This is a genomic window from Aeromonas sp. QDB62 (genome assembly GCF_027705695.1).
Taxonomy (GTDB): domain Bacteria; phylum Pseudomonadota; class Gammaproteobacteria; order Enterobacterales; family Aeromonadaceae; genus Aeromonas; species Aeromonas allosaccharophila.
In genome coordinates this window covers 3,942-24,995 of the sequence record NZ_JAPDCD010000034.1, presented here as the reverse complement: position 1 = coordinate 24,995, position 21,054 = coordinate 3,942, and the positions used below count along the sequence as shown (strand labels likewise).

At 55.1% G+C, this 21,054-nt stretch carries 23 protein-coding genes and 1 pseudogene; 6 read left to right on the top strand and 18 right to left on the bottom strand.

Annotation, left to right across the window (positions count from 1 at the left end):
- Positions 1 to 319 precede the first annotated feature (319 nt).
- The 6 genes and pseudogenes from OKC27_RS16355 to OKC27_RS16330 form a co-directional block, all read right to left on the bottom strand.
- Entirely contained in the window at positions 320 to 1,570 is a 1,251-nt protein-coding gene (locus OKC27_RS16355) for an EAL domain-containing response regulator (protein ID WP_270806486.1), read from the bottom strand.
- A 13-nt stretch (positions 1,571 to 1,583) separates the two neighbouring features.
- Positions 1,584 to 2,571, bottom strand: a pseudogene (locus OKC27_RS16350) (protein-glutamate methylesterase/protein-glutamine glutaminase).
- Positions 2,568 to 3,395, bottom strand: coding sequence for a CheR family methyltransferase (locus OKC27_RS16345; protein ID WP_270806485.1), 828 nt, complete (start codon positions 3,393 to 3,395; stop codon positions 2,568 to 2,570). The pseudogene OKC27_RS16350 and the gene OKC27_RS16345 overlap by 4 nt, the downstream one beginning before the upstream one ends.
- A gap of 29 nt (positions 3,396 to 3,424) precedes the next feature.
- The gene (locus tag OKC27_RS16340) at positions 3,425 to 3,958 is read right to left on the bottom strand and encodes a chemotaxis protein CheW (protein ID WP_270806484.1); all 534 of its coding nucleotides are present in this window, start codon (positions 3,956 to 3,958) and stop codon (positions 3,425 to 3,427) included.
- A 10-nt stretch (positions 3,959 to 3,968) separates the two neighbouring features.
- Positions 3,969 to 4,622, bottom strand: a complete 654-nt coding sequence (locus OKC27_RS16335) for an STAS domain-containing protein (RefSeq protein ID WP_270806483.1) — start codon at positions 4,620 to 4,622, stop codon at positions 3,969 to 3,971.
- 15 nt (positions 4,623 to 4,637) lie between these two features.
- Entirely contained in the window at positions 4,638 to 5,006 is a 369-nt protein-coding gene (locus OKC27_RS16330; RefSeq protein ID WP_058052576.1) for a response regulator, read from the bottom strand.
- A 241-nt stretch (positions 5,007 to 5,247) separates the two neighbouring features.
- Here OKC27_RS16330 and OKC27_RS16325 point away from each other — a divergent pair, with 241 nt between their 5' ends.
- The 6 genes from OKC27_RS16325 to rmf all read left to right on the top strand — a co-directional run bounded on the left by OKC27_RS16325 (position 5,248) and on the right by rmf (position 10,528).
- Complete coding sequence (locus OKC27_RS16325) at positions 5,248 to 5,511, top strand: type B 50S ribosomal protein L31 (protein WP_058052575.1); 264 nt, start codon at positions 5,248 to 5,250, stop codon at positions 5,509 to 5,511.
- A complete protein-coding gene (gene ykgO / locus OKC27_RS16320) occupies positions 5,512 to 5,637 on the top strand; it encodes a type B 50S ribosomal protein L36 (protein ID WP_270806482.1) in 126 nt (41 codons plus the stop codon).
- A 140-nt stretch (positions 5,638 to 5,777) separates the two neighbouring features.
- Entirely contained in the window at positions 5,778 to 7,973 is a 2,196-nt protein-coding gene (rlmKL, locus tag OKC27_RS16315) for a bifunctional 23S rRNA (guanine(2069)-N(7))-methyltransferase RlmK/23S rRNA (guanine(2445)-N(2))-methyltransferase RlmL (protein ID WP_270806481.1), read from the top strand.
- On the top strand, positions 7,973 to 8,203 hold the full coding sequence (locus OKC27_RS16310) for a glutaredoxin family protein (RefSeq protein ID WP_213391408.1): 231 nt from the start codon (positions 7,973 to 7,975) through the stop codon (positions 8,201 to 8,203). Before rlmKL ends, OKC27_RS16310 begins: the two co-directional genes overlap by 1 nt.
- A 73-nt stretch (positions 8,204 to 8,276) precedes the next feature.
- A complete protein-coding gene (gene uup, locus OKC27_RS16305) occupies positions 8,277 to 10,190 on the top strand; it encodes an ATP-binding cassette ATPase Uup (protein WP_270806480.1) in 1,914 nt (637 codons plus the stop codon).
- A gap of 158 nt (positions 10,191 to 10,348) precedes the next feature.
- Positions 10,349 to 10,528 carry a ribosome modulation factor gene (rmf, locus tag OKC27_RS16300; protein WP_005315693.1) on the top strand — a complete coding sequence of 60 codons (180 nt, stop codon included), beginning with the start codon at positions 10,349 to 10,351 and terminating at the stop codon, positions 10,526 to 10,528.
- Positions 10,529 to 10,612: 84 nt separating this feature from the next.
- Here the strand turns inward: rmf and fabA are convergent, their stop codons facing one another.
- The 12 genes from fabA to OKC27_RS16240 all read right to left on the bottom strand — a co-directional run bounded on the left by fabA (position 10,613) and on the right by OKC27_RS16240 (position 20,279).
- Positions 10,613 to 11,173, bottom strand: a complete 561-nt coding sequence (gene fabA / locus OKC27_RS16295) for a 3-hydroxyacyl-[acyl-carrier-protein] dehydratase FabA (RefSeq protein ID WP_005336586.1) — start codon at positions 11,171 to 11,173, stop codon at positions 10,613 to 10,615.
- Between the two features lie 77 nt (positions 11,174 to 11,250).
- Positions 11,251 to 13,227, bottom strand: coding sequence for a Lon protease family protein (locus tag OKC27_RS16290; protein ID WP_042062374.1), 1,977 nt, complete (start codon positions 13,225 to 13,227; stop codon positions 11,251 to 11,253).
- A 311-nt stretch (positions 13,228 to 13,538) separates the two neighbouring features.
- Positions 13,539 to 13,928, bottom strand: coding sequence for a hypothetical protein (locus tag OKC27_RS16285; protein ID WP_270806479.1), 390 nt, complete (start codon positions 13,926 to 13,928; stop codon positions 13,539 to 13,541).
- A 12-nt stretch (positions 13,929 to 13,940) separates the two neighbouring features.
- Complete coding sequence (locus OKC27_RS16280) at positions 13,941 to 14,459, bottom strand: hypothetical protein (protein WP_270806478.1); 519 nt, start codon at positions 14,457 to 14,459, stop codon at positions 13,941 to 13,943.
- Complete coding sequence (locus OKC27_RS16275; protein ID WP_139473303.1) at positions 14,452 to 14,658, bottom strand: hypothetical protein; 207 nt, start codon at positions 14,656 to 14,658, stop codon at positions 14,452 to 14,454. Before OKC27_RS16275 ends, OKC27_RS16280 begins: the two co-directional genes overlap by 8 nt.
- Positions 14,659 to 14,785: 127 nt before the next feature.
- Positions 14,786 to 15,817 carry a zonular occludens toxin domain-containing protein gene (locus OKC27_RS16270; protein ID WP_270806477.1) on the bottom strand — a complete coding sequence of 344 codons (1,032 nt, stop codon included), beginning with the start codon at positions 15,815 to 15,817 and terminating at the stop codon, positions 14,786 to 14,788.
- Positions 15,814 to 16,083: a DUF2523 domain-containing protein gene (locus tag OKC27_RS16265; RefSeq protein ID WP_270806476.1), complete on the bottom strand. Its 270-nt coding sequence runs from the start codon at positions 16,081 to 16,083 to the stop codon at positions 15,814 to 15,816. Before OKC27_RS16265 ends, OKC27_RS16270 begins: the two co-directional genes overlap by 4 nt.
- A complete protein-coding gene (locus OKC27_RS16260; RefSeq protein WP_270806475.1) occupies positions 16,080 to 17,363 on the bottom strand; it encodes a virulence factor TspB C-terminal domain-related protein in 1,284 nt (427 codons plus the stop codon). The genes OKC27_RS16265 and OKC27_RS16260 overlap by 4 nt, the downstream gene beginning before the upstream one ends.
- A 70-nt stretch (positions 17,364 to 17,433) precedes the next feature.
- Positions 17,434 to 17,748 carry a hypothetical protein gene (locus tag OKC27_RS16255; protein WP_270806474.1) on the bottom strand — a complete coding sequence of 105 codons (315 nt, stop codon included), beginning with the start codon at positions 17,746 to 17,748 and terminating at the stop codon, positions 17,434 to 17,436.
- Between the two features lie 17 nt (positions 17,749 to 17,765).
- Positions 17,766 to 17,990: a major capsid protein gene (locus OKC27_RS16250; protein ID WP_270806473.1), complete on the bottom strand. Its 225-nt coding sequence runs from the start codon at positions 17,988 to 17,990 to the stop codon at positions 17,766 to 17,768.
- Positions 17,991 to 18,054: 64 nt separating this feature from the next.
- Positions 18,055 to 18,390: a hypothetical protein gene (locus OKC27_RS16245; RefSeq protein WP_108613433.1), complete on the bottom strand. Its 336-nt coding sequence runs from the start codon at positions 18,388 to 18,390 to the stop codon at positions 18,055 to 18,057.
- The gene (locus OKC27_RS16240) at positions 18,378 to 20,279 is read right to left on the bottom strand and encodes a phage/plasmid replication protein, II/X family (RefSeq protein ID WP_270806472.1); all 1,902 of its coding nucleotides are present in this window, start codon (positions 20,277 to 20,279) and stop codon (positions 18,378 to 18,380) included. Before OKC27_RS16240 ends, OKC27_RS16245 begins: the two co-directional genes overlap by 13 nt.
- Positions 20,280 to 21,054 lie beyond the last annotated feature (775 nt).

Here is a 21,054-nt window from a genome sequence, read left to right as displayed (position 1 = left end):
CGTATTCTGTTAACCCGCTTGCCGCTATCGTTGGGGATGCTCACCTCCTTGGGTTGACATATGCCTCACACGTTCTGTTGATTTTCCCTCTGTTTGTCATCTCCTACCGCTTTTCGAAAAGATTGACACGCCTTCTTCTTAATAAATGCGGCAAAAAAGTGGCGGGATAGTGTTCCCGCCACAACCTCTGTCACTCACAATTTTCAGACTGGATGGTGCTGAAACCGATGTTACTTGAAAAAGCGGAACTTGAACCAATTGAGCGTGAACCGATCAGGCTTGTTGAACAGACCACATTCCCCTTGGTTAGGCGACATATTCAATATGGTCTGTCCGGTAGTGTTGATCTGTTCTGCCATTCGGCAAACCAGTTTTCAATTTGATCCAGCGGCAGGGGCCGGCTGATATAATATCCTTGTGCCAGTTCACACCCCAGTAGAGTGAGTTGCTGCCAATCCTCTTCGCTCTCAACCCCTTCGGCCACTGTCTTGAGCCCCAGCTTTTGGCTCATGACCAGTGCAGAGGTCAATATAGCCAACTTCTTGGGACTGGTATGGGCGTCGTGAACAAACTCTTTATCAATCTTGATCTCGGTAAAGGGGCAGCGAGATAACTGCTTCATGGAGGAATAGCCGGTCCCATAATCATCCATGGCGACACCAAATCCCCGTAACCGCAGTCGCGCCAGCGTCCCCAGAGATATAGCCAGGTTTGACATAAAGGTTGTTTCAGTCACTTCGATAATAATGGCGCTGCAGGGCAACTGGTGTTCCTGGACAATCTCGACCATGTTCTCGACCATGTTCTCGACCATGTTCTCGACCAATTTATCGGTGGTCAGCAGGGTGACCGGCATATTAATCGAGCAACTGAGTGGCGAGGGCAGGGTAGTCAGGCTATTGAGGCCACGGCAGGTGGCATGTAAAAACGCATAGAAAAAGTCCAGCGCCAGTTGCCCCTGTTCCAGATGATGGACAAAGCAGATGGGTGGCAGTACCCCGTGTTCCGGGTGATGCCAGCGAACCAGTGCTTCGAAGCCATAGAGCGTTGCATCCATCATGGTGACCTTGGGCTGCAGAAAGGGAACCAACAGCTGTTCTTCCAGAGCCTGCTGTACATCCTCGGCGGTAAAGCTGAGTTGCATCCAGTTGTTGTTTTTGCGGTGCTTCATGGGGTCGCAATGTTGCAGCATATTGTGCAGTTCCTGCTGCCTGATCGGCTTGGCCAGCACGCCGATCACCTCCAGCGTACCGGCATCGGCGATGGAGTGGATCACGTCCAGTACATCCCTATCGACGGCGCTCATAACTGCGATAAACATCTGATAGTGAGTGTTTTTTTCCAGCTGGCTAATGAGTTCAACCCCATCCATGCCGGGCATGTTGAGGTCGGTGAGCAGCAGGTCTACGTGGTCAATTTGCTGCAATTTGTCCAGCGCATCCTGACCATCGCTGGCGAGATGGATCTGGCCGAAACCCAGCGCCTGCAGCAGGCAAGTCACCTCATACTGCTGGGTGTGAAAATCATCGACCACCAGGGCACTGCGGCCCTGCCATTGCACTAATGACATAGTTAATCCCTCATCAATCCGGGCGAGCGAGTGTCTGGGCGATCTGTGTCAGCGACATGACTTCGTCGACCCCGCCGAGGGCGATCGCCTCTTTTGGCATGCCAAATACCACACAGCTGGCTTCATCCTGGGCAATGGTGCGAGCGCCGGTACGCCACCGAGCGAAACAGCACATCTACCGAGGGGCAATGGCGGGAAACGGGCGGCCCCTCTTTCACTTCCGCCAGATATTGGGCACCACTGCGCAGGATCAGCAGATGTTTGCCGCCCGGCGCAATGAGGGCAACCCCTGGGAGCAGGCGATCGCCCGTGACAGCCTCCTTGACTTCAATCAGGGACAGACTGTTGAGCCGCTCGGCAAACGAGGCGGTAAATCTGGCGGGCATGTGTTGCACGATGGCCAGGCCCGGGCAGTTGGTTGGCAGTCGGGTCAGCAGATACTCCAGTGCCTGGGTGCCGCCGGTCGAGGTGCCAAGGGCGATGATCCGCTCGGTGGTGTTGAATTTTATCCGTTCTTCCGGGGCACAGAGCACAGCATCTGCGGTGCGTTTTGGGATAGGCACGAAGCTCGCTGGCTGGTTGGCTGGCAGCAGGTTACGCAGCTTGGCGTTAGCCACCATGCGGATCTCCTGGATCAGCTCGCTGGCCGATTGTTGCAGGAAGTTTTTAATGCCGACGGCTGGTTTGGTGATGATGGAGATGGCGCCAGCGGCGAGGGCATCTAGCGTGACAGCGGCCCCCTCTTCGGTCAGAGAAGAGCAAATAATGACCGGGGTCGGGCGCTCGCTCATGATTTTTCTCAGAAAGGTAAGGCCATCCATCCTTGGCATTTCGATGTCGAGAACGATCACGTCCGGCCAGCATTTCTTCATCTGTTGCATGGCAAAAATAGGGTCAAACGCAGCGCCAATCACTTCGATATCGGGAGATTTGCCCAGCATCTGGGTCAGGACCTCCCGCACCAGGGCCGAGTCATCCACGATCAATACCCGTATCGTCATACATTATCCTTGGCCAGTCGGTCCTGACAGCGATAACGGGAAGGTGCTTCCTGTTCCAGAGGCAGATCCTGTTGGCGGATGATCTCCGAGTGGCCTACCAGCAGATAGCCACCGGGTTTGAGCAGGTCGCACAACTGTGACAGCACGCGCGCTTTGGTTGCTTCATTGAAATAGATGAGCACATTGCGTAAAAAAATGACGTCAAAATCCCGCTCAACAAAGTCACTACAGGTGAGCAGATTGAGGTTTGAAAAGGAGACCTTTCTGGCCAGTTCCGGTCTGACCCGGATCTTGCCAGCGTATTCATCATGGCCCCGCTGAAAATAACGTAGCCACAAGTGGGGAGGGACGTGTTGAGCCCGCTCAGCAGCATAGATAGCGCGCTGTGCAAAGGGAATGACCCGGGTGTTGATGTCGGTCCCATAGATCCGCCAGCGTTCGTTAATGCCGAGCTGTTCGGCCAGTACCATGGCCGCAGAGTAAGCCTCCTCACCGGTGGAACAGGCGGCAGACCAGATGCGAAGCGGCTGGTGGCGGTTGGCAAGCAACTGCTGCGCATGGTGTTTTAGCCAGTTGAAGTGCTGTGATTCCCGAAAAAAATAGGTTTCATTGGTCGAGAGCAGATTGATCGCAATTTGCCGCTCATTGGCTTCAGAGGGTTGATTGATCCGTTCCCAATAGCTGTAGTAGCTGACGAGATTGAGGGCGCGCAGCCGCTTGGCCAGTCTGGATTGCACCAGCGCCCGCTTACAGGGAGCAAGGTCGATGCCAGCGGTTGCCAGAATAAAGCGCTGGAACAGATCGAATTCCTTTTGGCTCAGCACCGGCCCCTGTTCCTGTGTAACTGATGTCACTAGCATCCCGCTTGCTCGATATTGAACAGCTTGCTGGTGGTCGCTTCTGCCATGGCACTCAGTTCAGCAATCGAGAGGGCCTTGTGCATATCGAGCAAAATGGCGAACTGCTGTGCAATCGTTACCACCCCCTGAATAAAATCACCTCTGATATGGGCGCCAAAGGTCGGGGCAGGCTCTATGGTGTCGGTGGCGATCTCCAGCACTTCGCACACGGCATCGAGCAGCATGCCGATCTCCTGATCTTCGCCATTGCTGTTGGCTAGCGACAGTATCGCCACACAGGTGGTCGTTGTTAGCTCGGTCTGGGCCCGGCCAAACCGGATAGAGAGATCGATCACCGGAACTACGGCGCCCCGCAGATTGATGATCCCCCTGACGAAGCGCGGCATCATGGGCATCGGGGTCATCCCCTCGAACTCGATGATTTCACGGATACAGCTGATATCAACACCATACAATTCCCCCCCCAGCATGAAGGTTACGCAGTGGAAGTGGGAAGTCGTGGTCTCAGGAGCAAGTTTTACACGCATATGCCAGCTCCTAGTAGTTGGTGAACTTGCCATCATCGACTTCCCGCTCCAGATCCTCGTCGTGGTGCAGGTGTGAATACTGGCTCAGAACGCTCTTTTTCGGGCGAATAGATTGGGCCACATAGTGTGACCCGTGGAACGGCTGTGGCTGACGAATATTGCCCCCCCTCAGGGTAAACTGTTGCATCAACTCTTGTAGCTGCAGAGCGGTGGAGCTGAGCTCTTCCGAGGTGGAACTCAGCTCCTCGGCGGAGGCCGCAGAGGCCTGCATGCCATCGCTGATCTGAGTGACCGCGATATTGATTTGCGAGACGCTGGCTCGTTGTTCGCGAGAGGCCGACGCGATCTCTTGCACCAGGGTGGCGGTCTGATCGATGCCGGGCAGCATTTCCCGCAGCAGGGTACCAGCCTGTTCTGCCACGCTCTCTTCACCTGCGCGGATCCGCAGACTCTTGTTCTGCTGATTGGCCTCCTGCTGCAAGAGCGCGAGCAATTGGGCACCACAACCATCCAGCGCTTCCAGCTGGCTGACATCCAGCACGACGATGGCAAAGTTGAGCAGGCTGAAGAGATCGTCCTGCAGCTCGCCGAGGGTCATGATGGTGAGCTCCCCCGTAAGTGTGGCTGTCGGGGGAGCATGCAGAATATCAAGCTCGAAACTCATCTTGGTGCCCCTGTGTCATGGTTGCATCACCTTATAGACATCATCGATCAGCTTGAGTGGTTCAAACGGCTTGGTCAGCCAGATGCGCGCCCCCGCATTGAACCCCTCCAGCCTGATCTCTGCCGAGTTCTCGGTAGTCAGCATGATGAAGGGTAGGTAACGGGTCGCTGGCTGTTTCTTGACTTGTCTGAGCAGGGTCATGCCATCCATGCCTGGCATGTTGAGATCCGAAATAATGAGATGTACGCGCTGGCGCTCCAGCTGGCCAAGGGCCGCGTTGCCATCATCGGCTTCAATCACTGCAAAGCCTGCGCTTTGCAACGTCATGGTGATGGTGGCTCTGATGCTGGCAGAATCGTCCACAACGAGGATGGTTTTAGTCATATTCCTGCTCATTCATACGCGATGATGGTATCCGGATGACATTTCTCTAGCCCACTAATTGTTGTCCAATAACTTGATCTATGTGGATGTTTTAAAAATGAGTCCAATGAACGAAGGGGAAAGGCTGCGTTATCGCTCCCGCGCTATCACAATGGGTGTTTGTCTATGTTGCATCCCTTCATATTGAAACGAGAGGCATTCTCATACATTGTTTGTTATAACATAACAAAATGGAGTTGCCATGAAGCCTCATATTCACCCGGATTATCGTTTGGTGCTGTTCCATGACACGGCGGCAGATACCTTTTTCCTGGTCGGGTCAACCATCAAGAGCGATCGCCGCTACACGTGGCAAGACGGGAAGGAGTATCCCTATGTGTCGCTCGATGTTTCCAGCCAGTCGCACTCGTTCTATACCGGCAAGCAGAAGCAGGTATCGAGCGAGGGGAGTGTGGCCCGTTTCAACAAGCGCTTTGGCGCATTTTCTAGCAAGAAGGAGTCCTGAATGCAGGTCGTCTGTTCACTCAAATCCGCACGGGCACGTCATCCCGATTGTCAGTTAGTGTGTCGCCGGGGCAAATTGTTCGTGATTTGCAAAAGCAATCCCCGTTTCAAGGCTCGCATGAAGTGATTCGTTAAATGATGTCTGGCCCCATGATATCGCCATCAGGTGATCATGGGGTCTTTTACCTTTATCGCCCCCTATTAATCTGTTTCCATCCTGCTGTTTCCGCCGACTTTTGCATGCTCCAGCCCGCCTGATGAGGTATAATGCGGCACTATTTTTATGGGTTCCCCGTGAGCGTGATGAAAGAATTTTTTGCAACCTGCCCCAAGGGGCTGGAAAACCTGTTGGCCGACGAGCTGACCACCCTGGGCGCAGAGCAGGTCCGTGAGACCGTGGCTGGCGTCCACTTCAAAGGCGAACTGGCGATTGGCTACAAGGCCTGCCTGTGGAGCCGTTTTGCCTCCCGCATCGTGCTGGTGCTGTCCGAATTCCAGATGAACGACGATCTGGATCTCTATCTGGGCGCCCACACCATTCCCTGGGAAGAGCACTTCTCCGGTACCTCTACCATCGCGGTGGACTTTACCGGTACCAACCCCGCCATTCGCAATACCCAATATGGCGCGCTGAAGATCAAGGATGCTATCGTCGACCGCTTCACCAAGCGCGGTCACGTGCGTCCTGACGTGGACAAGAAGTCGCCGGATATTCGCATCATGGCGCACCTGGGCAAAGGCAAGGCCAATATCACGCTGGACTTGTCAGGCCCGGCGCTGCACCAGCGTTTCTATCGTCAGGGCACAGGTGAAGCACCGCTCAAAGAGAACCTGGCCTGCGCCATGATTGCCCGTAGCGGCTGGGCCGGTGAGCCCATGATGGACCCCATGTGCGGCTCCGGTACCTTGCTGATTGAAGCGGCCTTTATCGCTGCCGACATGGCGCCGGCGCTGCGCCGCGAGCGCTTCGGTTTCGATCGCTGGCTGCAGCACGATAGCGAGCTGTGGCAGAGCCTGATGATGGAAGCGCAAGTACGCGCCAAACGCGGCATGCAACGTTGCGAAGTGAAACTGTTTGGCTGTGATGCCGATCAGCGCGTGCTGCTCAAAGCGCGCGACAACGCCAAAGCGGCCGGTGTGGCCCATCTCATCACCTTCAAGCAGGCCGATGTCACCGCGTTGGAAAACCCGTTGCCGATGCCGGCCCCTGTTGAAGGGGAAGAAGGTCAAGGGGAGGCCCGCCAAGTCGGCATGCTTATCTCCAACCCGCCCTATGGCGAGCGTCTTGGCGAGTTTCCGGCGCTGCTGGAAGTACATCAGGCCCTCGGCGATGCTCTACGTCGTAGCTTCCAGGGTTGGAGAGTCTCCATTCTTTCCGCATCCCCCGAACTGCTCAGCTGTCTGCGCCTGCGCGCCGACAAGCAATATCGCCTGTTCAACGGTGCCCTCGAGTGTCAGCTGCGCAACTACCAGATCGCACTGGACTCCGTGGCCTCCCAAAAAGAGGTCGCTCAGGACTTTGCCAACCGTCTGCGCAAGAATCTGAAAACCCTCGAGAAGTGGGCCAACAAAGAGGGCATCGATTGCTATCGCCTCTATGATGCCGACTTGCCGGAATACAACGCCGCCATCGACCGCTATCAGGACTATCTGGTGGTGCAGGAGTATGCCGCGCCCAAGGACATTCCCGCTCAGAAGACCCGTCAGCGTCTGCTCGATATGGTTCAGGCCGCCATCAAGGTGACCGGCATGGACGGCGAGAAGGTGATCCTGAAGGTGCGTGAGCGTCAGGAAGGCAAACAGCAGTATCAGAAGCTCTCCGAAGAGCAGCACCGGATGGAAGTGCAGGAGTACGGTGCCCGTCTGTGGGTCAACCTCTACGACTATCTGGATACCGGTCTGTTCCTCGATCACCGTCAGACTCGCCGCATGCTGGGTCAGATGGCCAAGGGCAAGCGCTTCCTGAACCTGTTTGCCTACACCGGTAGTGCCACCGTGCACGCAGGTCTTGGCGGTGCCAGCGAGACCACCACGGTCGACATGTCCCACACCTACCTGAACTGGGCGCAGGACAACATGCGTCTCAACTCGCTGGTGGGCCGTCAGCACAAGTTTGTCCAGGCTGACTGCCTGAAGTGGTTGTCTGAAGCCGATGATCAGTACGATCTCATCTTTATCGATCCGCCCACCTTCTCCAACTCCAAGCGGATGGACGAGAGTTTCGACGTACAGCGCGATCACCTGCTGTTGATGCAGCACCTGAAGCGCTTGCTGGCGGCCGATGGCACCCTGGTCTTCTCCAATAACAAGCGTCACTTCAAGATGGATCTGGCCGGTCTCGAGGCTATCGGTCTCAAGGCCCAGAACATCACCCAGAAGACGCGACCGAAGGATTTCGAGCGCAACCAGCACATCCACAACTGCTGGATCATCACCCATGCGCCGGAGCAAGGCGAGGCGTGATGCTGACCCTGTTTCACACCGACGGTTGCCACCTCTGTGAGCAGGCCTGGGCGCTGGTGGAGGAGGCCGGCCTTGCCGCCACCACCCGCCAGTGCGACATCATGGATGATGAGCAGTGGCTGGCGGCCTATCGGGTACGTATTCCGGTACTGCGTGACGAGGCGGGCCGCGAGCTCGGCTGGCCCTTCACGCTGGCCGAGCTCAAGGGCTGGGCCACCCGTCAGGGGTGAGCGTGATTTGACGATAAAACGGGGGCAGACCCAGTCTGCTGCCCGTTTTTTTCATATGAAATAAGGAACAAACATGGCTCTTTTAACATTGCACGGCGCCTGTCTGTCGTTCAGTGATTTCCCGCTGCTCGACAATGCCGAACTGACCATCGAGCGCGGCGAGCGCCTCTGTCTGGTGGGGCGCAACGGGGCGGGCAAGTCCACCCTGATGAAGGTCATCGCCAGTGAACTGCCGCTGGACGACGGACGTCTGGTGCTGCAACAAGATTTGAAAGTGACCCGCCTTGAGCAGGATCCTCCGGCCTCCAGCGAGCTGACGGTGTTTGACTATGCTGCCGAAGGGCTGGCGGGGGTGGGTGAGTTGCTCAAACAGTATCACCACATCTCCATGGAGCTGGCGCATGATCCCTCAGATGCCAACATTCGCAAGATGAGCGAGTTGCAAGAGCAGCTCGACTATCAGAACGGCTGGCAGTTCGAGACCCGCATCAGTCAGGTGTTGACCCTGCTGGGGCTTGATCCCGATGTGACCCTCGACAGTCTCTCCGGCGGCTGGCTGCGTAAAGTGGCGCTGGCCCGTGCGCTGGCCTGCGATCCCGACTTGTTGCTGCTCGATGAACCGACCAACCACCTGGACATCGAAGCCATCAACTGGCTGGAAGATTTCCTCAAGGATTTTCGCGGCGCCATCGTCTTTATCTCTCACGATCGGGAGTTCATCCACAAGCTGGCGACCCGGATCATCGATCTCGATCGCGGCGCCATCACCTCCTGGCCGGGCAACTACGACGAGTACCTGCAGGGGAAAGAGGAGTGGCTGCGGGTCGAAGAGCTGAAAAATGCCGAGTTCGACCGCAAGCTGGCACAGGAAGAGGTGTGGGTGCGTCAGGGCATCAAGGCGCGCCGTACCCGTAACGAAGGTCGGGTACGCGCCCTTGAGGCGATGCGCATGGAGCGCTCCCAGCGCCGCGAGCTGCAGGGCAAGGCCAAGTTGCAACTGGACGAAGTCAATCGCTCCGGCAAGCTGGTGTTCGAGACCGAAGGGCTGGGGCTGGACTTTGGTGATCGCACCCTGTTCAAGGGGCTGGATCTGCAAGTGCTGCGCGGCGACAAAATTGCGCTGGTCGGCCCCAATGGTTGCGGCAAATCGACCCTGATCAAGCTGTTGCTGGGTCAGCTTGAGCCAACCCGTGGCACCGTCAAGGGGGGCACTAATCTGGAGGTAGCCTACTTCGATCAGTACCGCGAACAGCTCGATCCCGAGCAGACCGTGGTGGACAACGTGGGGGAGGGCAAGCAGGAGGTGATGGTGCGTGGCCGCTCCCGTCATATCCTCGGTTACCTGCAGGACTTCCTGTTCGAGCCCAAGCGGGCCCGTACGCCGGTCAAGGCGCTCTCCGGCGGTGAGAAGAACCGTCTGCTGCTGGCCAAGCTGTTCCTCAAGCCCAGCAACTTGCTAATCCTCGATGAACCGACCAACGATCTGGATGTTGAAACCCTGGAGCTGCTGGAAGAGCTGCTCGCCGACTACCCCGGTACCCTGCTACTGGTCAGTCACGATCGTCGCTTTATCGACAACACCGTGACCGGTTGCTGGCTGTTTGAAGGGGATGGCCGCATCAGCGATTATGTGGGCGGTTATGCCGATATGATGGCGACTCGCGAACAGCAGAGCGTTCAGCAACAGGCCAAGAGTGTAGCGGTCAAGGCGCCCGAGCCGGTCGTTGCCGCCGCGCCCGAAACGCCGAAGAAGAGCAAGAAGCTCTCCTACAAGCTGCAGCTTGAGCTGGAAGGGTTGCCCGCTCGTCTCGAGCAGCTGGAATCCGAACTGGATGCGCTGCAAAGCGAGATCAACCAGCCCGGGTTCTTCTCCCTGTCAGCCGAGCAAACCCAGCCGAAACTGGATGCGCTCAATGCCGCCGAAGCCGCGCTGGAGCAGGCATTTGCTCGCTGGGAAGAGTTGGAAGGACTCAAAAATCAGGAGTAAGTTCCCTGTAATTAAAACTTAATCTAGTTCAGTGCCTTGTGTCACATAGCCCGGTTAGGGTGAAAGTTTTTGTTTGACCGGGTGCACTCGCAGGAGTAAAGATGAAAGCGACCGATGCAGAATTGGTCGCTTTTTTTGTTCCACGAAGAGGGTCGTAGATGATGAAGAGACAGAAGCGGGACCGTCTGGAAAGAGCTCGTGCTCGTGGTTATCAGGCTGGCGTGGTCGGCAAACAGAAAGAAGCGTGTCCGTATCAATGCCTGGATGCCCGTGGGCATTGGCTTGGTGGTTGGCGTGACGCCATGGAAGGGCGGGGCTCAGGCCTCTTCATGAAGTAGCAGGTACTTCATCACTCATTACAAAAGGAAAGGGGCCGTTGTGGCCCCTTTGCGTTAATGCTGTTTTACCACTAATCAGACAGATCAGAATGCGGTGGTATCTTTGAACAGGCCCACTTTCAGATCGGTGGCGCTGTAGATCGGACGGCCGTCAACTTCGACCACGCCATCAGCAATCCCCATCACCAGCTTGCGGTTGATGACGCGCTTGAAGGTGATCTTGTAGGTCACTTTCTTGGCAGTCGGCAGGATCTGACCGGTGAATTTCACTTCACCCACGCCCAGCGCACGACCCTTGCCGGGGCCGCCTTTCCAGCCCAGGAAGAACCCAACCAGCTGCCACATGGCGTCCAGACCGAGACAGCCTGGCATCACAGGGTCACCCGGGAAGTGGCAATCGAAGAACCAGAGATCCGGAGTAATGTCGAGCTCAGCCAGGATCTCGCCCTTGCCGTGCTCGCCGCCGTTGTCATTGATCTTGACGATGCGGTCCATCATCAACATGTTGGGGGCAGGCAGCTGACTGTTACCCTCACCAAACAGTTCGCCACGGCTGCAAGCCAGCAGCTCTTCACGGGTAAAAGAGTTCTTGCCCTGTTCGCACAGGGAAAGGCGGGCTTCCATGGTGGTATTGTCTACGGTCACGCGGTATTTCCTTCAAATGGGTCAAAGCCGGGCCAATTTAGCTTACAGTTGTTCGCTAAACAACTCCGATCACTTCATCAGCGGCCAAACAGGCGCCCCAGCAGGGCTCGCAGCAGTCCGACTTTGGCAGTGGAGCCGTTCAACTCGTCCAACCGATCCTGAATACGGCCAAACAGGGTATCGGGCATATCAGGCTCACCGGCCACGCAGCCGGTCAGCAACTCGATGGCCTCTTCCACATGATCCACCGGGTGGATGTGGAACTGGCCTGCGGCAACAGCCTCAATCACTTCGTCAGAAAGATTGAGCTGCTGGATGTTGGTTCCCGGCAGAATGATCCCTTGCTTGCCGGTGATGCCGTGGATTTTACACACCCGGAAGAAGCCTTCAATCTTCTCGTTGACGCCACCCACCGCCTGCACATTGCCAAACTGATCGACCGCACCGGTCACCGCAAAGTGCTGATAGATGGGCTGGCGGGCGAGGGCAGAGAGCAGGGCACACAAACCGGTCAAAGAGGCGCTGTCACCATCAATCTCGTGGTAAGACTGCTCGAACACCAGATTGGCCGACAGGGGGGAGGGGTTCTCTGCACCAAATTTGTTGGAGAGATAGCCGTGGATAATCATCATCGCCTTGGCGTGGATATGACCGGCCAGCTCCGCTTTGCGCTCGATATCCGCCACATCGCCATCGCCGAGGTGGACGGTTGCGGTGAGGCGCACCGGTTCACCGAAGTCATAAGGGTGACCGGAGACCTGAATGACCGACAGGCCGTTGATCTGGCCGATCTCTTCGCCATCGGTTTGCAGCAGGATCTGGCCGTCGATGACGCCCTGATCGGACTGCTCAACCAGATAGTTGAGGCGGTAATCCTGCTCCTCCAGTGCGCCACGAATATGCTCGTCGGTCACCACCTCGGATCCCAGCTCCCGGGCCAGACTGTCAGACATCCGCATGATGGCGGCCAACTGCACTTCGGAGAGCGACAGCCACTCCTGATGGTCACACAGGCGGCTGGCATGACGGCAAAGGGCGGCGAGGGCGGCAGGCGTGAAGTCCAGCAGGTTCCAGCGCTGGCGAACCCAGGCCAGATACTGCAAAAACTCCTGTAGATCCTCTTCAATATTCACTTCTGAGACCAGATCGGCGCGCAGGAAGATACGCTCGGACATATCGCGATCCAGCATCTGGAACTCTGCCACGTCGAGTCGGTCACCCACCAGGATCAGCTTGAGCTTGATGGGGGTCGCTTCAGGCGCGAAGAAGGGGGTCAGGGTTTTTCCTTCCTGATAGGCATTCCAGTCCAGTTCGCCTTTTTGCATGGCATTTTTCAGCTTGAACCAGAGGTGCGGCTGATCCAGCAGTTCGTCCAGTTGCAAAATGAGGTAGCCGCCGTTGGCTTCGCGCAGCAAGCCAGGCTCCAGCAGGTGCTGGTTGGCATAGACAGAGCCTTGCTCGGTCTGGTAGTTGATGGAGCCAAACAGGGTATCCCAGTTGAGATCGCGGCCATAAATCACCGGCGCTTCCTGCGCTTCGTGATGGATCAGCAGGTTGATCAGAACGGGGTGCTGGAACTCCAGCCCCAATGCCACGTGAGCCGCCAGATCGGAGAGAAAATCATCGATCTTCGGATCATTGTTCTGCTTGCGCATGATCCGGGTCACGATGCGCTCGGCGTCGAGATGGTGGCTCAACAGCTTGAGCAGCTCGCCAACCATTTCACAGAATTCAACGCCGGTGCCCGGTTGCAGTCGCAGCCAGATAGGTTTGAAGGGGTTGTTCAGATTCTCGGTATAGCAGAGATCAAACAGGTCACCATCCTTGCCATTGGAGTCGGCAATCAGTGTCTGGCAAACGCCTTCATAATCTGCGCCGGGGAACCCGTTGAGCAGCATGACCGGACAGTCACCATCAAAACTGGCAAGACGCTTGATGCCGGAAATGGCTCTGGGCTGCAGCGCAGCAAAGGGGATGGGTTCAAGCTCACTGAGCTTGGGGAACTGTTCAATCGCAAAAGCGGGTTTTAATTGTTCTGATGTTAATTCAGCCACTTAAGACATCCGGTCGAAGATAGGATCAATTGTTGCCATTATACACAGTTCAATAAGTGGTGACAGGAAACTAGATATGTAATTTAACATAATATACATTATGCGCAGTCGCACAAGCCTCTGGGAAAGGCGTCCTGAACGTTCGGGGTGCGCTGCGGCGTTTGCTTCCCTCAGTGACGGAAAGCCTCAAAAGCCGGTTTTGCAGGGAAAGGAGTTGTGCCTGCCTCACAGCCGCACTCCAAAGAAGTTTCGGCGGGCCCACCTACGTCACGACAATCAGCCGCAGAGAGCCGCCTTATACTCGCCATGGCCTACGGCCGCTCGTCAGAATCGAGGAATGAAGGGAAGCCAACGTGAGTACCGCAAACGTTCGTATCAGGGAGAGACCTGTTTTTACACCAGTGACCTTTAGCAGTCATTGCCTCACAACGATTTACCGTATCAATAATATGAAAATCGTAAACAAGATTCGCCCCAACATGACCGCGTTTAACGTAGATGTAGAGACAGTAAGAGAGCCAGTTGCTTGGAAGTTGAGGACTGACCGACTTGCGTATCTGAATAGTGCCATCGCCGGCAAAAGCAAAATAAGCCTCAGACCTGAAAGAAAGCTGATCACGACACTGCATGGAAGGAAAATCAAACGACTCACCATCACGCGGGCCACCATGAAAAACCAAGTGAGATAAACCAGTAGGCATAATATCGTCCTCTCAATGCCATTGGGGATTGGATTTATAGAGATTCTTGGCGAACTGGCGGAGCTCCCTGATGTTGCACCACTGCAGAGGCCAATCAGCCGCAGTCTTGGGCATAGCAACAAGACGCTCCAAGAGCTGCAGACAGAAAAGATAGTTATAGCCAAGTTCGTCAGCATCAAAGGCCATCTGCCAGTAGCGATCACGAAGCTCAAAACCTGCGGGGTGATCCATGATGGAATCGGAATAGACGAACCAGGCGGCAATAGCCTTGCGGTGAAGCGGGCCAGCGTCTGCAGGTGGCTGAAATGAGTTGTCCATCTTCTTGGGGGAAGAAACATCAGGAAACGGGATATGAACCTGCTTGTGGGCATCACCCTGGACAGCATGAAAGACAGGAGGCTCCCCCGTAGTCTTGTATACAGAAATCAAAGAGCGGACTTGATCCAAGCATCCCTTGGGAACCCTGACCATCACGGTCTCTTCGCCTTTGGGGCGGCCTGCGCCATCACGAGCACCGCCACGATTAGACATAACGGCTCTCCTTGATCAGCTTCTTCACCTGGACAGCTGTAGCACCAGCGGGAACCGGCAGTTCGCCAAGGTCGGTGCCGTCACAGGATACGTCAACCTTGCAATCCCCCTTGAACCAGGAGAAGTCATTGCCGGTACGGGTTGCATACCCTTCCAAGATGCCTGACTTGTAGTCGAAGTTTACTGTTGCAGTTGCCATCTGATCACCCCGTTGGTTTGAATTCCGTTTACATGATTCATTATAGCGCATCTTTGAATTGTGTAAACATTATTCAATAAAAAAGATGCCGATAAATGGGGTTATCGGCATCTGGTGAGAGATAACATCAAGACTCGACTTGCTGAACTGGCGTCCTGGTATCGGTCTTACTGGGTTCGGGCTCGCGGTATGGGTCGAAGGTGCCACGGGCCACACGCTCGCGGCACTGGTCATCGCTCATATCAACCTTGGTCATCTGCTGCGTGTAGCACATGCAGCGGTCAGCATCAGCGATACAGGCGGCCACAACGGGCATTGTGACCACGTTGCGCAGGTGGTCATAGGCCGGTGCCGTGTTCGGCTCCCCCTGCACTCTCGGGATGAAGGTTTCCCTGATATCAACCTCCCTCACCTCACGAACTGGGGCGGCCGGTACGGTCTGAACCCCTGCCCCAGCCTCACCAGTTGACGACATTGCGAACGGTGAACTGGTTTGAGGTGCAGCAGCTGCTGCAACAGGCGCTCCTGGTACTGGCGGGGCAAACCCATCACTGAATACCTTGTAGATCCCCCACCCTATCAACGGCGACAGCAGGATGGGCACCACAATAAACCAAACAGCCTTCGGGATTCTGAATTTCACCTGTTGGTGAATACTGGCGCTCTTATATAAACCAAAGGAGCGCTTTGGATGCTTCCATTTTAATTTCGTAAGTGCTGTTTTGAATGCGGTATCGGGACTCGCCTTGCATTCGCTCCACTCGTAGACCATTACGCCGAGGGCGGTTCTACGCACGTGAATATGGCGACCAACCAAGCGGCGGATATTCGCGTGAATAAGGTTCGGGTGTTGGGTGATTATTGTGAAATCAAGGCCGCGGTGCCGGTGAGTTTCAAACTCAGCAATGGAACGATGCGGCGCTTTGCCCGCTGACTCTGGCCGCCAAATACGTTGGGCCTCATCAACGACCAAATGAGCACCTTGGGGAGCCCAGTCTGGCCAGTCGAGCATGTCAGGGGCTACTTCATGAGGTATCAGCAAGTCAGGAATACCATCAACGTAAAGTTGACGGCCTGCCTTAGCCTCTGGTTGCAATATTTGGTCTACGGCGTAGAGAGTTTTTCCGCCACCTGGGACACCTGTTATCAAAGTAATCATTTTATTTGAAACCTCTTCCAAACTTGGATTGATAAACGGGCCATGATGGCAGCTACAACAATGCCAAAGGCGTCATTGAAACCCGCGATTGCGAACACCTGCAATATATCAGATGGCAGGTTATCATAATTCCCCCGCGCTCTGGATATAAGCGTATTTACAGCGACCACAACAGCCGCATAGCTAACAACACCAACTCCCAACTGAATAAGAACCCGAGTTACTATCGGGCCAGCAATGGATAACAGCCACGCAGCGATATTCATGATTCAGCCCCCTTGCGAGTGATTCCTGCAACAATGAAGCCAGCGGCCACGAAGGCAAGCGCAATAACCAGCGGACGCAGCAGGCTAGCGAACTGGCAGACCGGCGAATAAGAGATAGAGATAGACTGACCCTCCCAAAGAGGAATGATCTTATCAGCGGGGCATTGTGACGTTGAGGAACCCCACGGGGTATAGGAGACATCAACAGGCCGTTCCTCGACCTCTAGCTTCTCCTCCTTGAGCCCCCCCATCTCAGCACAGGCTATCGACATGGGGTTAGCCTCGCAGAAGGTAGGCTTCTCTTTCTCGGGTTGTGGAGCTGTACCATTACCGCCAGCTGTACCAGTATCTGGAACAACATTAGGGTCAGTAGCGCCCTGAACTTTAACGGGACCAAAATCAATTTTCACCCTATTTGGCTGAGTTGGCGTAGGCGCAGGGGAAATATCCATGCGGTCTCTATACCAGTTGCCATCTTTAAAATAAGGGTCCGATGACCATTCAGAAAATGGAGGAAACTGGAGGCCACCAATTGGAATAGGCTGCCCCTTTAAAGAAGGAATATTATTGAATCCATTGGCAATTACAGCAAGAGTGGCAAGCCCAAGAGCTTCGAATGCGGAATTCACACCAGAAAGATAAGGATTAGCCAAATAATAAGAAGTAATGACACAATTTGAATTGGAGCTATTCATTACGCAAGAGGATACAACTTTATAGTGATTGAAATTTTTCTCATAAACAGCAGGGCCAACTGAAGTAACTGAAAATGGACGATAAACATAGGCGCCACTACTATATTGTGAGTCCTGAATAATTTGAATGGCAGTAGACATGGAACAAGAAGTGCAAAGCTGACCACCACGGTTGTAATTGTAAACAAGGGAAATAGAATTTGCACTAGCAGTGGTGTCAATAACAGTTGAGACCCACGAATTATCTTGAACTGATATATCTGGACTGGATTCTATCCAGTTATAAACATCATAAGCCGCAGCGGCCAACGCAACAGGGCCGAGGAGTTTAGAGGTTGAGCGTAATATGGCAGATGATGCAACTCTATCAACAGGCAGAGAAACAGCGGTTGAAATGGATTTTCCTGTAACAGTTAATTGCCCAGTTGTTTTAACAAAACCCATGTTATCGACAACGCCAGCGGCAGTCCAAACACCATTAACTTGCTTAACGCCTTCAAGGGTCATAGTGGTATAAGCCGCACTAGCAATAGACGAAAACATGGCCGCGATGATAAACACGGCGGCCTTATATTTGGTAACCATGTTTACCTCGACGTGAAGAATATAAAAAACATGCCCAGCATAGCGATGGACACATATACGGCCTCGGGCGTCATACATCACCCCCTACGTGCATTGAAGAAGCCAGGGTTCGATAGGCCCATGCGATAGCCCAGACAACACCGATAGCAATGCAGATTGCACCGGCCTGATAGGCGGTAATCATCTGGCAGTTCACAAGCTGGGGAGTAGATACAACGACCGTTCCGGTACTGGATATGGTCTTGAGGGAGGAGCCTTCGACCTGGGTAAAGTAAGGGGTAGGATTGCCGTTCTGGTCGGTTCCTACCCCTGACATGTCGGCGGCCATGGCGGCCAACGTTGACTCGGGGGTGTTATAACAGACGCCTTTGTACTGAAATGACATACAACACCCCCGAGCTATTACATGGCCGCACGGACCATCTTGTATCCCTTGATTGCCGCCAAGATCCCCAGAACGGCGACACCAATCAAACCGGCAGCAGTACCGACCTTGGTGATAACGGCCAGAACTGCTGACACATCGATGTCACCCTCAGCAGCGAAGGCAGGAACGGACGCAGTAGCCACAACAGCAGTGGCACCGATTTTTTTGAGCAGAGCAACAGCTTGATTTTGATTTTCCATGGTCTTATCTCCCTATAGGGTTGGTTAAACCCCCTGCCCCGACCATGGGCAAGGAGCGGTGAAACTACACCTTGGCGTGAGCGGATTGGCTCACCGGCTTCCAGCCGACCACGAGCAGCTTGGTCTGCTTCATGCCCAACTGGGGGGCGAACTGAACTTCGATAAGGCCAGGCAGAACACCACCGGCGCGAGCTGCTGCGTGCAGATCCTTAGCCAGCTTGTTGCCGTTGGAGGTATCGAGCGGGAGCTTACCGATGTTCACACCGGCAAAGCCGTTATCAATCTGCAGCTCATCCTCGATAACGTGCATATTGGCCCAGTCAAAGGCCTCTTTGCCCGGCTCATCCATTGAGCCAAAACGCACCTGAAGGGCGTTCACAACCATGTTCATGCCTGCCATATCTCTTCCTCGCTTTTGATAGTGCGGCCCCGTGAGTCGGTGGCCTGATGTGCCCAGTACCAAAGCCGGTCTAACCGTGCTTTGATGTGGCGAATACGTTCACGCAGCGCGATGGCCTGCGGGATTTTCTCGTGGTCTTGTTCGGCATCGGCCAGTTCGGAGCGGAGCGAATCGAGCACGATGGAAAGCTTGCGATGTTCCACATCAGCATGTGACCGGACATCAAATTCAGTGTTGCGCGGAGCGCCCAGGTAGTCGGCAAAGTCGGCGGCCAACTGGTCATCGTCATAGACGGGCGCTTGCTCAGGTTCAGGGAGGTTGTTCTCTGCGCGATAGGTGTTCACGTTGCCGCGAACCAGCTCGAACGTGCCATCGTCAAACACGGCAAGGTGAACCTGATCACCGTAAACGCCGAGAACGTCACCATTGAGGCGGATTGGCCGACCGGCGACCAGATGGGACACACAGTAACCGGCAGACTCAACTGACAGGCCAGTAATGCTACTCACCTCCTTGGCTATCAGTTGCTCACGGGATTCGCCCAGGTGCTGCACGAAGTCCTTGCCACACAGAGCGCCGATGCTCGCCATATCGCGAGCGGTGTCCATGACCGTGCCAACGGGCTCCACGTATCCGGCAGGACGTTGGGCGCTGAAATCCATCTTGATGAGGTGCAGGAGCTTGGCGGTTTTCTTGTTGCGCAGGTTCTGCAGTTGAGCCTTGGTGATGCCCACATCCAGCAACGCCTTCACAGAGTCATAGAACGAGCTGGAGGCGGTCAGGCGCTTGGTTTTGTCCCAACCTTCGGTAGCCAGGGAGCGATAGAACATCATCAGCCGGTCAGCACGGGTGTAGTTCCATTTGTCGGTGAATGACCCGTCAGGGTTTGAAATCTGTTTACATCTTCCATACATGTCGCGCAGGAGCTTCTGAACCTTGTTGTCTTGGGTCAGCTGAACCTTGCTATCCCCGAGCGCGGCCATCATGTCGCTGAACATGTCACGCCATGCCCACTCGCAGAACGTCATGCCCTCTTTCTTCTCGAACTCAGCCACCCAAGCGAGGAATTGCCACACGTTGCGCGGGATCTGCTTTTGCTCAAACCAGCGAGTGAGCCCACGGCCTTCAAAGCGCAGGCGATTGGTAGCGAAGTCCTGCAGTTCTGGCGAGGCCAGAGCGGCGATGACCGAGTTATACCGGCTGGTCTTCTCTTTGCGTGCTGCAGTCTGCAAACGCTCCAGCTGATGGATCATCTCGTTGTGCTTGGCGTAAACCACCAGAACCTTGCTACGGCCAGCATCCTGCTGGTCTTGGGAGCGGCGGTTGAAGTAAATGGTTGACTCGTAGTCAGCTTCTTTGGCGGCACGGAGGTGGCGGTGTGACAGCTGGCCAATGGCACTCAAACAGTTGGCCATGGTCTCAGCGTCTGGGAGCTTGATGGAGTAGGTAACGTCTACGCGGCGAATGTGAGCAGATCCGAAGTCGAGCATATCGGCAACTTCGGGAAGGGCTCTACGAAATGACGCGAGTAATTCGAGGATGCCAGTAGCAGCACAGTCTGGCCCGTAGACGTTGTGACCCTGCAGCAATTTAGCCGGTGATGCTTTGATAGCAATGCAAGGCCAACTGCGCTTGAGGTGAGCTTGGTGGAGCTTACAGGCAACGTCAGTGAAGCTTGAAGGGAGAGACTCCCAGGGATGGTACAGGTCATGGAGCGTTCCCTCTCCGTCTATTGCAAATTCGACTCTTCTAGAGCCCAGCTGTAAGCCTCGGCGCCCGCACTCTTCGAGATCCACCATTCCAACGATGTCGGATGCACCAGCGCCAACGCGCTGCACAGTGCAGAACCGGTCGTGAAAAGGAATGTGGATTTCCCAGAAGTCGTACATGTTTTGGCGTCCCGTGCCTGATTTATTTATGTGATGCGCGCATGCGCTGGAAAAAATGATAGACGGTTCGCATGCGGTATGCAAGCACAAGGATCACAAAACACACACATAGGGTAGACTTGCGTGAAAGAAGCCAAATCAGGTGAGGATTGATGAAAAAGCAACGCGAAGACACAACGGTACGAATCAGCGGGCCTAGACGCTTGAAGCTGGAAAGGAAAGCGATCGAGACAAGTGTGAAGTGCGGACGGATCATTAAGATGTCCGACATAGTGAACTGGCTACTGGATAACCGGATGGAGGAAGCTGTGAGCGCGATAGAACGCGAACACAAGAGTTCTAACCAGTCGTGAGTAACTTCCCTGCCCCGTTTTGTATGCTAACCATCTGAAAAGACTAAAAACTTAGCCCCAGTATGCGTCCGGCTCTCGGAGTCCAAGCCACAGTTAGAGTTCGTGGCTTCGCCGACCCCGAGGGTCGGGCCGTCCCCGCCCCCGGGGCGCGCAAGCGCATCCCCCAGGGCGTGTACGTCCCTACCCCTCCGAAGAAAGGCGAGCTACGTCTATCTGGTGCTGTTTGGTGGGGGTTATGGGGGTTACGCACGGCTGCGCATAATGCGGTTTATATTCAACGCCCCTTCGGGCGTCCTGCTGCTTCGCAGGTTAGCAGGCCGGCAGCGCTAAACATAAACACTGGACATTATGCGCAGTCGCACAAGCCTCTGGGAAAGGCGTCCTGAACGTTCGGGGTGCGCTGCGGCGTTTGCTTCCCTCAG